A 15,242-nucleotide genomic window follows, 5' to 3' on the forward strand; every position below is an offset into this window, starting at 1 on the left:
ATTCATAATTGTAATACAATGAGCGTTAAAAAATTAATTTTATTAATCATTAATAGTTTAGTAATTTTAGTTGTAATTGCACTTTCCCTTATTTTTTATTTTGAATTTTCAAAGGTTTTAGACGAACGTATTTTGTATCATTTAACCTCCATAAAAACACTTAAAAAAATTCAAATAGAAAATCTTGTTCAAAAAGAATGGAAAACTTTTAATGAAACTGAAGAAGTTTTTGTTGATAATAGTAAAATTAACTTGCCAAACAACAAGTATTTAAAAGCAGGGATTTATGATCTAACACACCTACACCCTACAAAAGAAACATCTATTGGCTTAATTAAAATTAAGGATAATAAACGATTATTAAAGGTAGTTCCATATAATAAGTTAGAAGAAATCTTATTAGAACGAACTGGAATGGGAGAAAGTGGAGAATCCTATATTGTTGGAAGCGATTATAGATTGCGCTCTCAATCTCGTTTTTTTCCAGAAAAAGTACCTTATTTAATCGAAGCAAAAACCATTGGGGTTTTAGATGGAATTACCGATAAAAATGGAGAAGGCATTTTTTTTGACTACAGAAAAATTGATGTGTATAGTGCTTATAGTTCTTTGAAAATAGACAATTTACATTGGGTTTTACTATCAGAAATTGATGTGGATGAAGTTACGATTCCCTTAAAAGAAATGCGCTTAAAACTACTTTTCTTTACACTAATCATCTTAACATTATCTGTAATTATCTCTTTATTTTTAACGCGAATCATTACAAACCCAATAAAAAAGATACAAAAAAGCCTTCTTGTAATGGCTAAAGGGAATTATAATGAAAAGTTAGTTCTAGAGAAAAGTCCTACTGAAATAGCAGCAATGTTTAAAGCTTTAGAAAATTTAAGAATAGCCATTGTTGGGGCTGTAGATTTTTCGGTTGATATAGGAAAAATGAACCTTTCGTCTACCTACAAACCGAAAAGTAATCATGATTTACTAGGTAGAAGTTTGATAAAAATGCGAGATAAATTAGAGAAATTTAGAATTGCAGAAAACAAGATAAACATTACCAATAAACGTTTGCTTGTAAAACATTTAGAAGATGAAAGAAGAAGATTAGCAAGAGAATTGCATGATGGAATTGGCCCTTTATTAACCACCATAAAATTGTACGTTCAAAACCGAGTTGAAGCAAACGAACACAAAGAAAGCTTAAAAGACATGATTGATTCGACCATCAACGAAATTAGGCAAATGACCAACGTTTTAATGCCCACAAGTATCGATAAATTTGGCATTGGTGCTACTTTAATTAATTATGTAGAAAATATTCAAAAATCTTCGGAAGCATCTATTCGTTTTGAAGATTTAACAAAAAAAGAAAGCTCTTTAATTACCAAAGAACAGGAAATAAATCTTTTTAGAATTGTTCAAGAACTCATTAACAATTCCATAAAACATTCCAAAGCTACTAAAATAAGAATCTCATTAACTGAGTTCGATAATGTTTTGTCTTTGTATTATTTTGATAATGGTATTGGTTTTAATATAAAGGAAGTAAAATTAGGTTCTGGACTAAAAAATATAAAAGAACGTGTAGAAATCTTTGATGGTACTTTAGAAATTGAATCTACAGAAAATACAATTTTTGAAATTGAAATGCCCATAAAATTATAAATGATGATTAAAATTGTAATCACTGACGACCATGAACTTTTTAGAGTTGGACTCTCTGAATTGCTAAAAAAACAAGAGGACATAGAGGTTGTTGCAGAACTATCTAATGGAAAAGAGTTTTTAGATTTTATTGCTAAAAAACCAGCAATAGATATTGTTTTGTTAGATATTACAATGCCAATAGTTGATGGTTTTGAAGTTTTAGATGCATTAACAAAAAATAAAAGCACTATAAAACCAATTATGGTTTCTATGTTTGATGATGGAAACTACATTGCAAAATGTGCAAAAAATGGCGCTTACAGTTATTTATTAAAGAACACAGACGAATTCGAATTATTAAAAGCCATAAGAATTGTAGCAAAAGGGAAAAAATATTTTAATCAGGCTATTTCCGAGAAAATGATTAATTTTATGTCAACTCAGCATACAAGTATTAAAAAACTATCGAATAAAGAATCTGAAATTTTAATTTTAATTGGCAAAGGACTTACCACAAAAGATATTGCCTCTAAATTATTTATCAGCACAAGAACTGTTGAAACTCATAGAGCGAATATCCTTAAAAAATTAGAAGTTAAAAACACTGCTTCACTTATTAAAAAAGCCACAGAAAATAACCTCCTCTAATCATATATCCGTATAAATACGGATGCAAAATACCAAATTTCTTATAAGCACAAAAACCTGTTTCTGGTTGTATTTTTGTAGTAGTTAATTAATAATAATTAGCGAAACTAAAATACATTTATCATGAAAAACATACTATTAGTATTCGGATTTATATTTATTGCTTCCTCTTCATTTGCTCAAAAAAAGGATGCATTAAAAAGTTTTGAAGTAAAAAACGCTAAAGTTAGCAAGTACGTTTCACAAAACACAGTGATTACAATAAATAGTACAAAAAGCAACTTAAAAAGCTACGAATTTAAAAACCATAAAATTTGGGAAAACAAAAAAGAGGATTCTGAAGTAGTAACTATTGAAACTTCTAAAAGATCTAAATTAATGGGACCAAAATACAAGAACTTTAAACACTAAGTAAAGTTCCTTTAAAAGCAAAAACTCCGAAATTTACATTTCGGAGTTTTTTTATTTGATATTTTTTAAGCTTACTTCTTTTCATTTCCTGGAGGAAATCTAGAAATAATTTCTTTTACAAAAAGATTAATTCTTTCTTCTTTCTTTTCTCTGTTTTCTATTTTTAAAGCACCAGTTCCAATTCCTTGCCAAACTAATTCCTTTTTTTCCTTATCAATAAAATCGATAAATAACGTACCTTCTGTAAACTGAGAAACGTTAATATTATTGTTCATTCCATTCATCATCCAAGGATTCCAACCCCAGCCCCAGCCCCAACCAAAGCCCATGTTATTTTGATTTACGTTTACACGTTCTCTAGACTTTGTAAAAAAGCTCACCAGCATTGCAGGGTTTTCTGATTTCGTAAAACCTTGTGCTAAAAGCTCTCTTTCAATAGCTCTTAAAACACGTTTTTTATCTAAATCAGAAATATCTGCTTTGTCTATTCCAGGTTTGTAAAATGCAAATGTTTTTAATCTGCTAAAATCTACTTGCGTGTCGTAATCTGTAGTTACTTTAATAGCACTACAAGAAGATAATACCAAAGCAAAGACTACAATTATTAATTTAGAGTATTTCATATAGTTAAATTTTAAAAGTTTTTAAAGCGTAAGTTTTAATAGAATTTGGTCGAAAAATAATTTACAAAAATCACTGGCAACCACATAAAATGCAACAATAAACATGCCAAAAACCTACTAAATAAGTATTTTAGAGTTAAAGGATATATAGAACCCGTTTTATTTTGAGAATAGTACAAATATAGCTATTTTCGACTATTATTTAATTGCTGGTATTTCTATGATTTTTATTTCGAAATATATAGTTCCAAAAGGTTTTTTAGGTATTACAATATTTCCTTTTATAGTTTTAAATGATAAAAATTTAAAAACTGGTTTAGTCTTAATACAGCACGAAAAAATTCACCTACAACAGCAAAAAGAAATGTTTCTCCTCTTCTTTTATATTTTTTATGGAGTAGAATGGTTTCTAAAATTGCTAATATATAAATCGAAACATAGTGCTTATTTGAACATAAGTTTTGAACGAGAAGCGTATCAAAATGAAAATAAATTAAACTATTTAAAAATAAGAAAACCTTGGGCTTTTTTAAACTATCTATAAAACTTACACTTCTTATTTTTTGCTTCGGATGTTTTGCAAACTGTAAAAAACAGCAAAAGAATATCGAAGTTAAAGATACTATTGCTGTTCAGAATAAAGACACAGTTCCTAGTTTTCCTGATTACATTACCAAAGAATATGTTTTAGGGAAATTTGATTATACTCAAAATGATGATTTTATGTTGGTTCCAGAAAATTTATCAAACAAAAAAATATATGTTCGCAAAGAAGTTTTAGAAGCTTTCCTAAAAATGGAAATGGCTGCTCAAAAAGAAAACATCCACCTCACTATTATTTCTGGAACTCGAAATTTCGAACATCAAAAGAGAATTTGGAACTACAAATGGAACGAAAAATATAAAAATATTCCAATGCCAAAAAGAGCTTTAAAAATCTTAGAATATAGTTCTATGCCCTCATCATCAAGACATCATTGGGGAACAGATATTGATTTAAATAGTTTAAATAATACTTATTTCTCTTCTGGAAAAGGTTTAAATGAATACAATTGGTTGCTTGAAAACGCAGCTAAATTTGGTTTTTATCAACCTTATACATCCAAAGAAAATGGAAGAACTGGTTACAATGAAGAAAAATGGCATTGGTCTTATTTACCACTTTCTAAACTTTATTTAGATTTTTATAATCAACAAATTACATATCAGGATATAAATGATTTTGAAGGTGCTGACTTTGCTAAAGAAATTGACATCATTAAAAATTATGTGAATGGTATTAGTGTAGAACTGAATAAATAAAAAATATCAACACTTCTTTATAAAATAAGTATTAAGAATTTGTTAATCGTCATTCATAATTTTTAAGATTATCGTAAATTGCAACTCTAAAATATAACATTTATTACGAATGGAACAAAGTGCACCTTATAAACCGAAACATAAAGTAAGAATCGTAACTGCTGCAGCTCTTTTTGATGGGCATGATGCTGCCATAAATATTATGCGTAGAATCATCCAATCTACAGGAGTTGAAGTAATTCATTTAGGCCATGACAGATCTGTAGAAGAAGTAGTGAATTGTGCCATCCAAGAAGACGTGAATGCCATTGCAATTACTTCTTATCAAGGGGGACACATGGAATATTTCAAATACATGTTTGATTTATTGAAAGAAAAAGGTGCAGGTCACATCAAAATTTTTGGTGGTGGTGGAGGTGTAATTTTACCAGAAGAAATCAAAGAATTGATGGATTATGGTATTACCAGAATTTATGCTCCAGATGATGGAAGAGCCATGGGTTTACAAGGTATGATAAATGATTTGGTCCAAAAAAGCGAAGAAGCCCATCCCAACCTTCCCAAAGGGAAGGAGCTCCAATCTGACTCAAAAGATACTAGAAAAGTTTGTAATGAGGATGGAGATTGGTTGTTATCATTAGGAAATGATAAGGTTTTAGAAAACCTTAAAAATAAAAATGTGAATACAATTGCTAGATTAATTTCTTTAGCAGAAAATAACCACGAAGATTTTAATAAAATTTTTAATCACAACAGTGATAGTTCTTCCCCTTTGGGGAAGTTAGATGGGGCTCCTGTTCTCGGAATTACTGGAACTGGTGGTTCTGGAAAATCTTCTTTAGTTGATGAATTAGTAAGACGTTTTTTAATTGATTTTCCTGAAAAAACTGTTGGTTTAATTTCTGTTGATCCTTCAAAAAGAAAAACGGGTGGGGCTCTTTTAGGAGATAGAATTAGAATGAATGCTATTAATAACGAACGAGTTTATATGCGTTCTTTAGCAACGCGTCAATCTAATTTAGCTTTATCTAAATACGTAAATGAGGCTGTTCAAGTTTTAAAAGCAGCTGAATTCGATTTAATTATTTTAGAAACTTCTGGTATTGGACAATCTGATACAGAAATCATAGAACATTCTGATACTTCTTTATATGTAATGACACCTGAATTTGGTGCAGCAACTCAATTAGAAAAAATTGACATGCTGGATTTTGCTGATTTGGTTGCCATTAATAAGTTTGATAAAAGAGGTGCTTTAGATGCTGTAAGAGATGTAAAAAAGCAATATATGCGTAACAATAATTTGTGGGATGTTCATATGGATGACATGCCTGTTTTTGGTACAATTGCTTCTCAATTTAATGATCCAGGAATGAATACTTTGTACAAAAGTATTATGGATAAATTGGTTGAAAAAACAAACGCAGATTTAAAATCTACCATGGAAATCACCAAAGAAATGTCTGAAAAGATCTTTGTAATTCCACCAGCAAGAGTTCGTTATTTATCCGAAATTGCAGAAAGCAATAGAAGTTATGATGACACAGTTGATGAACAAGTTTTGGTTGCTCAAAAATTATATGGAATTCATCAAACGATAGAATCGATTACAAATTCTTCTGCAGAACTTATTAAAACTGGTTTAGATGAAGATGTTATTATAAATCAAATTAAAGAAGACGAAAAAGATTTTGTAAAACTTTTATTGGCGCAATTCGAAAAAGTAAAAATGAATTTAAACCCATTCAATTGGGAAATCATTTTAAACTGGTCTGAAAAAGTTCAAAAATATAAAGACCCAATTTATACGTTTAAAGTTCGTGATAAGGAAATTAAGATTGAAACACATTCTGAATCGCTGTCTCATTCTCAAATTCCAAAAATAGCCTTACCAAAATACCAAGCTTGGGGAGATTTGTTACGTTGGAACTTGCAAGAAAATGTTCCTGGAGAATTCCCATTTACAGCAGGTTTATATCCGTTTAAAAGAACTGGAGAAGACCCAACAAGAATGTTTGCTGGTGAAGGAGGCCCAGAAAGAACCAACAGACGTTTTCATTATGTGAGTTTAGGAATGGATGCAAAACGTTTATCAACCGCTTTTGATTCTGTAACTTTATATGGAAATGACCCTGGACACAGACCTGATATTTATGGTAAAATTGGAAATGCAGGTGTTTCTATTTGTTGTTTAGATGATGCTAAAAAATTGTATTCTGGTTTTGATTTAAGTCATCATATGACTTCTGTTTCTATGACGATTAATGGCCCAGCACCTATGTTGTTAGGCTTCTTTATGAATGCTGCTATTGATCAGAATTGTGAGAAATACATCAAAGAAAATAATCTTGAAAAAGATGTTGAAGCGAAGTTTAACGAAATTTATGAATCTAAAGGTTTAAATAGACCTGTTTATCAAGGTAAATTACCTGAAGGAAACAATGGTTTAGGGTTGATGTTGTTAGGTTTAACTGGAGATTTAGTTTTACCTGAAGATGTGTATCAACAAATAAAGAAAGACACGTTAGCGCAAGTTAGAGGAACTGTACAAGCAGATATTTTAAAAGAAGATCAAGCACAAAATACCTGTATTTTTTCTACCGAATTTGCGTTGCGTTTAATGGGTGATGTGCAAGAATATTTTATCGAAAAACAAGTTCGTAACTTTTATTCGGTTTCTATTTCAGGGTATCATATTGCAGAAGCTGGTGCCAATCCTATTACTCAATTGGCATTGACATTATCAAACGGATTTACGTATGTTGAGTACTATTTATCGAGAGGAATGGACATTAATAAATTTGGTCCGAACTTATCGTTTTTCTTTTCAAACGGAATTGATCCTGAATATTCTGTAATTGGTAGAGTTGCTCGTAAAATTTGGGCAAAAGCCATGAAAAATAAATACGGAGCCAACTCGAGAGCGCAAATGTTAAAGTATCATATACAGACTTCTGGGCGTTCTTTACATGCGCAAGAAATCGACTTTAACGATATTAGAACTACGCTGCAAGCTTTGTATGCTATTAACGATAATTGTAATTCATTACATACAAATGCCTATGATGAAGCCATTACAACGCCTACTGAAGAATCTGTAAGAAGAGCGATGGCAATTCAATTGATTATCAACAAAGAGTTAGGGTTGACTAAAAATGAAAACCCTATTCAAGGTGCTTTTATTATCGAGGAGTTAACAGACTTGGTAGAAAAAGCTGTGTTGGATGAGTTTGATAGAATTACAGAAAGAGGTGGTGTTTTAGGAGCGATGGAAACCATGTATCAGCGTTCTAAAATTCAGGAAGAAAGTATGTATTATGAAACACTAAAACATAATGGGGAATTCCCAATTATTGGTGTAAATACGTTTTTGAGTTCTAAAGGATCGCCTACTGTGCAACCAGCAGAAATAATCAGAGCATCAGAAGAAGAAAAGCAATTCCAGATTCAAACAAAAGAATTGTTGAACAAGGCAAATCCGAATAAAGTTGTGGAACAGATTGCAATTTTGCAAGAAGCTGCGATTCAAAATGAGAATTTATTTGAAAAGTTGATGGAAGCAACCAAAGTTTGTTCTTTAGGGCAAATTACGGAAGCGTTGTTTAAAGTTGGTGGGCAATATAGGAGGAATATGTAAGCAGAGAACCAATATTGCCTTTTGGCAATATTGTGTGAATCGCTTATCCCGCTTTTTAGCGGGATCTGTTTGTTGAAAATCTAAAAATATATTTATTAGTTCTAATTTTTGACCACATAGAGACATAGATAACATAGCCATGTTTGTGTGAATTGCTTATGCCGACGAAAGGAGGTATCTACAGAGAATCGCTTATCTCGCTTTTTAGCGGGATCTGTTTGTTGAAAATCTAAAATATATTAATTCTAATTTTTGACCACATAGAGACATAGATAACATAGCCATGTTTGAGTGAATTACTCATGCTGATTTTTAGCGGGATCTTTTAGTTGATATTCAAAAAATATATTTACTATAATTTTTGACCACATAGAAACATAGACAACATAGCCAAGTTTGGGTAAATCAAGTATAATCATATAAATAAGACCTCTCAGGTTTAAAAACTTGTGAGGTCTTTTTGTATACTTCTTTTAGATATTGTTTTAAATATTAATTCAATATTTTTGAGGCAAATTAAAACCTCCTTGAAAAAGACATTTTTACTTATTGTATTCCTTTTTGTTAGTGTCACAAATTTAATTGGGCAAGAAACCTCTTCGAAAGTTCGGTTTAAAGTTGTTGATAAAGCATCCAAAGAACCCGTTGTTTATGCAACTGTAATGTTAGCAAACATCAACAGAGGAACGCATGCCGATTTTAATGGTTTCTTTGAGATTCCTGCTTCTTATATAGCCAATGGTATCATTAAAATATCTTCCATTGGTTATCTTTCTAAAGAGATAAAATTAGCATCGGTAGTTAAAAAAAATACAACAGTCATCTATTTAGAAACTGCCAACAATGCTTTGGGTGAAGTAGTAATAAAAAGAACCAAAAAGAAAAAAAGAGCTTTGTTTGCGAGAGAAATTGTAAGAAATGCAATCAATTCTGTTCAGGATAATTATCCTAATGATGCACATTCTTATATTGGTTATTATCGAGATTATCAGCAACCTGTTGATGCTATGTATCAAAAGATGATAAAATCTGAAACGCCTATTGAATACGTAAATGTTCATGAAGCTATTATAGAATCTTTTGATCATGGTTTTGATTCTGATAAGCTAAACAGTAAAAAAAATCAATCTTTATTATATGAATATAGGGTAAACTCGAATTTTATTCAAGATTCTACGTTAACGATTCCCTATGATAATAAGAGAAATAAATATTCGGAAAGTGTTTATATTAGTCCTTTAGGTGGGAATGAGTTAAACATTTTAAACCTTACAAATGCGATTAGAAATTACAATAAAATGTCGTTTTCGTTTGTAAATACGCTCAATAAAAACTTTATCGACAATCATTATTTTGAAATAGAAAAGGATGTTTTTTTAGACGATACCATTTTATATACCATTTCTTTTACCTCAAGAAAAGACAGAACTAGTTTTGATTACGCAGCAAAAGGCACCCTTTATATTGCTAAAGATAACTTTGCCATTCATCAACTAAATTACAATTTATATTACATCAAAAATAAAAGTCCACAATATGCGGTTACAATAGAGTATGCTGAAAAGAACAACAAAATGTACTTGAACTACATTACTTTTAACAACTTTTTTGAAGCCAAAAATGGTAATTATTTTAAGATTGATAAAGCGTTGTTCGATGTAAACAAAAACGCTTTCAAAATTTATTTTAATAGAACCGTTGATATAAATTCTTTAGAACCTTTGCGTAGAAATTTTAAGATTTATTATAAGGGTAGCAAACTAAAAATTATGAATGTAAGTGCTTTTGATACCAGTAATAGCGTATTTAGCATCGCTATTGATAAAGAATCTATAGCAGAAATAAATTTTGATGAAGAAAGTAAAAACCCTAATTACCGTAATTTTTTTACGTTTGATATTACAAACATTAAGGATATAAATGGTTTTGAAATTGATCAAAGAACAAGCATAAAAATGAACCAATATAGGGAGTTTTTTGTGCAAGAAGTATTTGAACAAAAAGCATTACCTCTTCAAAAAAACTTTATCAATAAAAGAGAACCGTTGTTTAAAGCTACAATTACACCTTTGCAATTAGAGGAGAATTATTGGCTGAATTCGCCATTAAAGAAGGAGAAGGAATAGATACATTTTATTAGTAATTTAAAATATCGAAAATAAACCTCACAGGTTTTAAAAACCTGTGAGGTTTTGAATTCTATAAATTTTCTCTTTGAATCCTCATATTATTCTGTTTACTAGCTTTTCTACCTTTTAAAAAGAGCAAAATAAAAGCAATCATTACAATTCCTAAATAAATAGAAAATCCTCCAATTTTACTGCTTAAAACCTCAACCATATCTTTATAACCAATTAAATCATAAATCTCTATGATTCTTAAAGCAAAACCAATGTTTAAGAGGTAAAAACCTATTTTAAATAATTTGTTGGTTGCCATTGCAATTTCTGTTTTCTGATTAAAAATATCCAACATAAATATTTTACTGTTTTTAAATAAGTGTTGAGAAACAAATGTTGTTAAACCGATTGCAATTGGTAAATAAATGATGTACGCAATTAACTCTAATGAAATGTTCATAATTATTGATTTTTAACGTGTTTGTGAATTAAATAAACTGTGTAAATATTGATAAAATGAAGTAAGCCAATGATTAATAAAATAAAGCTCAATCTTCCTGTAATTTCTAAAATCATTTTTGTTGGAGTTTGAATATCGTTCATAGAATGTAAACTCCAAATTGCCAAACCTAAGTTTAATAAATAATAAGCAATTCTTAATAATTTATTAATTCCGTTTCCGAAATTTAGATCATCTGGAAAATAATTTAAGATGTAAATTTTGCCATTTTGATAACAAAAGTTTCCAACATAAATTACAATCAAACTTGATAATATTAAGTAGAATATATATGTAATTTGGATCATAATTCATTATTTATAGATTCTAAAATATGTGTCCAGAAAAGTGAAAACGGAATTGGAACAATCCAAAAAATAATATAAATTGTTTCTTTAATTGAAACATGTCTTTCAAATTCAAAAAATAAGAAAACACAAAAAAAATATAATACAACTGAGAAAACATAAATCAATATGAGCTTAAAATTCTTTATTTTCTTATGATAAAAAAGTGTCATTAATGAAGATAAAACCTGAAAGCAACCTAATAAAAAAGCAATGTACATTGAATAGAAAAGGTAGGTTGAATCCACTATTGATATTAATAGAGAAATTAAAAAAGGAATCATTAAAATTCTGTTTACCCAAGTAATTATTGAAATATTTGTTTTCATGATTTTTATTTTTAAAACTTTCAGAAATTATTGAAAGTTTATGTTCAAATTTTTTTACTTTTTAACCATTCTAGTAAAGTTGCTCAATAGCCAATGCTCATCTGCTTTAATAGACTTTTCTAAAATATTATTAACAGTTGTTGTAACTTTAGATAAATCTGCCAAAACCTTTTTAAACTCCTGCCCTTCTTCAGAATCGTCTTTTATATCTTGTAACTCGTTTAATACTTTTATAACAGGTTCTATTTCTCTTTTCTTGCGCTCTTTAGCAATTTGTTTGAACAACTCCCAAATATCTTTTATGGCGATAAAAAACTCTTTTCGTTCGCCTACAACGAATTCTTTTTGAACGATTCCCCAATCAATTAAAGCCCTTACATTCATATTAACATTACCTCTAGAAATCTGTAAGGTTTCCATAATATCTTCTGCAGATAATGGTTTTGTAGAAACTAACAACAAAGCATGTACTTGAGCCATTGTTTTGTTAATACCCCAATTTGTGGCTAAACTACCCCAAGTATGTATATATTTTAACTTCGCTTCTTGTAATTCCATGATACAAATATACAATATATTTCTAAACTTTCAATAATTATTGAAAATAAAATAACCCAAATTTTAACCCACTACATAACCCCAAAAATATATAGTTCAATTATCTTTGCAAAAACACAAATATTCATGAAAAAAATACTTTTATTATTTATTATTGCTGTTGGTTTTTCTTGTTCAGACGATGAAATAATCGATTATACAGCACAGAATGAAGCAGACATTCAAGCGTATTTAGCTGCCAATAATATAAACGCTCAAAAAACACTTTCTGGGTTGTATTATGTTATTAATGAGGAAGGAAATGGAGAGTCGCCCATTTTTAACTCTAATGTAACTTTAGGCTACAAAGGTTATTTTTTAGACGGAACTACTTTTGATTCCTCTAGCAAGGCTACTTTTAACGTAAACCAAGTAGTGCCAGGTTTTGCAGAGGCAGTTACCATTTTAAAAATAGGAGGTTCTGGTACTTTTATTTTACCATCGAGATTGGGTTATGGCAACAGAGGTTCAAGAAGCATTGCTCCTGGAGATGTTATTGTGTTCGATATTAATTTAATCAGCATTAATTAAGCTACTTTTAAAAAAAGTGTTCATTTTTTGCATCTTTTTAAAGTATATAACGTCTATTAATTGAACATTAAAAACAAATAAAATGAAAAATCAAAATAACTGTACTTGTGGCTGTGCACCTTGTATTAACAACGATTGTAAACAATGTACTTGCACAAGTTGTACCTGTGCAAATTGTAATTGTTAAAGGTATTTATTAAATTAAACGTCTTTGCGAGGCACGAAGCAATCTGTAAGTTATTGATAACTATTTACATTTATCATCAACTTAAATTAGTTATAATTAATAAACAGATTGCTTCGTCCTAACGTCCTCGCAAAGACAAGTTTAAAATAGCAACTGAATCAAGTTCAGTTTTGCGTATTTTTAAGAAAATACTTATGACTACAAAGCAGGTTTGGACTTCCTATTCTGATGATTTAAAACGATTTATTATCAGCAAAGTAAAAGATAATACGATTGCAGATGATATTTTGCAGGATACTTTTATTAAAATTCATACAAAACTGCATACTTTAAAAGACATTACAAAACTAAAATCTTGGTGTTTTACAATTGCCAGAAATGCTATTTTAGATTATTGGAAAGCTAAAAAGAACACGTTCGAAATTGCTAATTTTGAGACAGAAACACTTCCTTTAGAAAATTCTCATACAGAAGAAGATTGCTTAAAAGGCATCTTAAAAAACTTGCCTAAAAAATACAGAAATCCTTTATTTTTATCTGATATAAAAGGGTTGAAACAGCAAGAAGTTGCCCAACAATTACAACAAAGTGTATCGACTACAAAATCTCAAATTCAGCGTGCACGAAAATTAATTGCACAAGGTTTTATGGATTGTTGTGGTTTTGTACTGAATGATGAAGGCAATTTGGTTGGCGAAATTCAAGAAAAAGAAGATTGTAAAGTGTGCAAATAAAAAGGGGACATATCTTTTTAAGCTATTTTTAATTGTAAAATTAATGTGTTAATTTTACTAAAAACAGGCATATGGAACATTATAAGAAAACCTTTCGATTTAAAAATGAGCATAATCTTGCCAACACTAAATTGAAAATCAAAAACTATTTTGAGTTTTATAACTTTCAATATGAAGAACAAGATGAAAACAACTTTATTTTCTTTAAAAAATTTTCCTTTTTAAGTGGTTGGAAGTTCAATCCTTTGCACTGGGAATCGCAGGTGAATATTCAACTTACAGAAAACGCTATTACCATAAAATATGTGAATGAGGGGAATGCCCACATTACACCTTTTGCGTTTAACGAATTATTTATTCGCTTTTTTAGCAACTTGCAACGTTACGTTTCCAAATCAATCGATTTTAAAGAAAACAATCGTATTCTTTTTAAAAAAGCGAAACAAAAAGTAGTGTTTCAATTTTTAATAGTTTTTGTTTTTATGGGACTTTTATATACAGTAATCCACAGCTTTTTCGGGCAAAGTAAAATTATGTATCTAGCTTTTATGATAGCATGTTTGTTGCCGTTAAAATTAGTGAATCAATATTGGCAATCTAAAAATGATACAAAATTGATTATCAATTTGTGAATCCTGTAAATCTTACTTCGCTTTATTATTTTAACTATCTTGGTTGAAAATCTAAATTTCAACAAGATGGAACTCAAAAAAGAAGATATTAGTCAAGAAGTATTTGATTTATATGACGATTACGCTCACAACAAAATGGACCGAAAAGAGTTTTTGCAAAAACTCTCTTTATACGCAGTTGGTGCCATTACCTTACCAGCCTTATTAAGTTTTATTTCACCCAATTATATCGATTCTATTTTAGTGGATGCCAATGATCCACGATTAAATTCAGAGTTTATTACCTATGCTTCCCCAAAAGGTGGAGGCGAAATAAAAGGGTTACTTTCCATTCCAAAAGACGCAAAAAAGAAATTACCAGGCATTATTGTGGTTCATGAAAACCGCGGATTAAATCCGTATATAGAAGATGTTGGCAGAAGAGCAGCTTTAGAGGGTTTTATTACGTTGGCTCCTGATGCATTATCGCCTTTAGGTGGTTATCCTGGGAATGATGATGAAGGAAGATCGATGCAAAGAAAAAGAAATCAGCAAGAAATGTTAGAAGATTTTATTGCTGCTTATCATCACTTAAAAAATCATAAAGATTGTACAGGTAAAGTTGGTGTTGTTGGTTTTTGTTTTGGTGGATGGATTTCGAATATGATGGCTGTTAGAATTCCTGAATTAGGAGCAGCAGTTCCTTATTATGGTAGACAACCAGAAAGCGAAGATGCAGTAAAAATTAAAGCACCTTTGTTATTGCAATATGGTGAATTAGACAAAAGAGTAAACGAAGGTTGGCAAGCGTTTGAAACCGTTTTAAAAGAAAATGATATAGCACATACAGCGCATTTTTACCCAAATGTAAATCATGGTTTTCACAACAACACCACACCAAGATTTGATAAAGAAGCAGCAGATTTATCTTGGGAAAGAACCATTGCTTTTTTTAATACACATTTAAAAGCATAAAAATAATCTTGTTATTTTGAGCGAAGTCGAGAAATCCATCAAGA

Annotated in this window: 14 protein-coding genes; 10 read left to right on the forward strand and 4 right to left on the reverse strand. The window is 29.8% G+C overall.

The genetic code is table 11. From position 1 onward, the window contains the following. Nucleotides 1-18 precede the first annotated feature (18 nt). From P161_RS0100855 to P161_RS0100865, 3 genes are all read left to right on the forward strand, one after another. A complete protein-coding gene (locus P161_RS0100855; RefSeq protein WP_026775213.1) occupies nucleotides 19-1,665 on the forward strand; it encodes an ATP-binding protein in 1,647 nt (548 codons plus the stop codon). A 3-nt stretch (nucleotides 1,666-1,668) separates the two neighbouring features. Next, entirely contained in the window at nucleotides 1,669-2,295 is a 627-nt protein-coding gene (locus P161_RS0100860) for a response regulator transcription factor (protein ID WP_026775214.1), read from the forward strand. Nucleotides 2,296-2,418: 123 nt separating this feature from the next. Further along, nucleotides 2,419-2,706: a hypothetical protein gene (locus P161_RS0100865; protein ID WP_026775215.1), complete on the forward strand. Its 288-nt coding sequence runs from the start codon at nucleotides 2,419-2,421 to the stop codon at nucleotides 2,704-2,706. 71 nt (nucleotides 2,707-2,777) lie between these two features. On the opposite strand, the gene P161_RS0100875 is transcribed toward P161_RS0100865, so the two are convergent. Next, entirely contained in the window at nucleotides 2,778-3,329 is a 552-nt protein-coding gene (locus P161_RS0100875; RefSeq protein WP_026775216.1) for a DUF4136 domain-containing protein, read from the reverse strand. 519 nt (nucleotides 3,330-3,848) lie between these two features. Between P161_RS0100875 and P161_RS0100885 the strand changes: the two genes are divergently transcribed. The 3 genes from P161_RS0100885 (at nucleotide 3,849) to P161_RS0100900 (ending at nucleotide 10,394) form a co-directional block, all read left to right on the forward strand. Continuing rightward, nucleotides 3,849-4,631 (forward strand): M15 family metallopeptidase, encoded by a 783-nt coding sequence (locus P161_RS0100885; RefSeq protein WP_231494685.1) that lies wholly within the window; start codon nucleotides 3,849-3,851, stop codon nucleotides 4,629-4,631. Nucleotides 4,632-4,740: 109 nt separating this feature from the next. Beyond that, complete coding sequence (locus P161_RS0100890) at nucleotides 4,741-8,268, forward strand: methylmalonyl-CoA mutase family protein (RefSeq protein WP_026775219.1); 3,528 nt, start codon at nucleotides 4,741-4,743, stop codon at nucleotides 8,266-8,268. A gap of 527 nt (nucleotides 8,269-8,795) precedes the next feature. Then, the gene (locus P161_RS0100900) at nucleotides 8,796-10,394 is read left to right on the forward strand and encodes a carboxypeptidase-like regulatory domain-containing protein (RefSeq protein WP_026775220.1); all 1,599 of its coding nucleotides are present in this window, start codon (nucleotides 8,796-8,798) and stop codon (nucleotides 10,392-10,394) included. A gap of 73 nt (nucleotides 10,395-10,467) precedes the next feature. Here the strand turns inward: P161_RS0100900 and P161_RS0100905 are convergent, their stop codons facing one another. The 3 genes from P161_RS0100905 to P161_RS0100920 all read right to left on the reverse strand — a co-directional run bounded on the left by P161_RS0100905 (nucleotide 10,468) and on the right by P161_RS0100920 (nucleotide 12,121). After that, nucleotides 10,468-10,848, reverse strand: coding sequence for a hypothetical protein (locus P161_RS0100905; RefSeq protein WP_026775221.1), 381 nt, complete (start codon nucleotides 10,846-10,848; stop codon nucleotides 10,468-10,470). A 2-nt stretch (nucleotides 10,849-10,850) separates the two neighbouring features. Continuing rightward, nucleotides 10,851-11,195 (reverse strand): hypothetical protein, encoded by a 345-nt coding sequence (locus tag P161_RS0100910; RefSeq protein ID WP_026775222.1) that lies wholly within the window; start codon nucleotides 11,193-11,195, stop codon nucleotides 10,851-10,853. Between the two features lie 422 nt (nucleotides 11,196-11,617). Next, the gene (locus P161_RS0100920) at nucleotides 11,618-12,121 is read right to left on the reverse strand and encodes a GbsR/MarR family transcriptional regulator (protein WP_026775224.1); all 504 of its coding nucleotides are present in this window, start codon (nucleotides 12,119-12,121) and stop codon (nucleotides 11,618-11,620) included. Nucleotides 12,122-12,247: 126 nt separating this feature from the next. On the opposite strand from P161_RS0100920, the gene P161_RS0100925 reads away from it, so the two are divergent. The 4 genes from P161_RS0100925 (at nucleotide 12,248) to P161_RS0100940 (ending at nucleotide 15,198) form a co-directional block, all read left to right on the forward strand. Further along, entirely contained in the window at nucleotides 12,248-12,691 is a 444-nt protein-coding gene (locus tag P161_RS0100925) for an FKBP-type peptidyl-prolyl cis-trans isomerase (protein ID WP_026775225.1), read from the forward strand. 381 nt (nucleotides 12,692-13,072) lie between these two features. Continuing rightward, nucleotides 13,073-13,612 carry a sigma-70 family RNA polymerase sigma factor gene (locus P161_RS0100930; protein WP_026775226.1) on the forward strand — a complete coding sequence of 180 codons (540 nt, stop codon included), beginning with the start codon at nucleotides 13,073-13,075 and terminating at the stop codon, nucleotides 13,610-13,612. A gap of 71 nt (nucleotides 13,613-13,683) precedes the next feature. Beyond that, nucleotides 13,684-14,244 (forward strand): hypothetical protein, encoded by a 561-nt coding sequence (locus P161_RS0100935; RefSeq protein ID WP_026775227.1) that lies wholly within the window; start codon nucleotides 13,684-13,686, stop codon nucleotides 14,242-14,244. Between the two features lie 66 nt (nucleotides 14,245-14,310). Continuing rightward, complete coding sequence (locus P161_RS0100940) at nucleotides 14,311-15,198, forward strand: dienelactone hydrolase family protein (RefSeq protein WP_036841127.1); 888 nt, start codon at nucleotides 14,311-14,313, stop codon at nucleotides 15,196-15,198. Nucleotides 15,199-15,242 lie beyond the last annotated feature (44 nt).

It is taken from the genome of Polaribacter sp. Hel_I_88 (assembly GCF_000687935.1).
GTDB lineage: Bacteria > Bacteroidota > Bacteroidia > Flavobacteriales > Flavobacteriaceae > Polaribacter.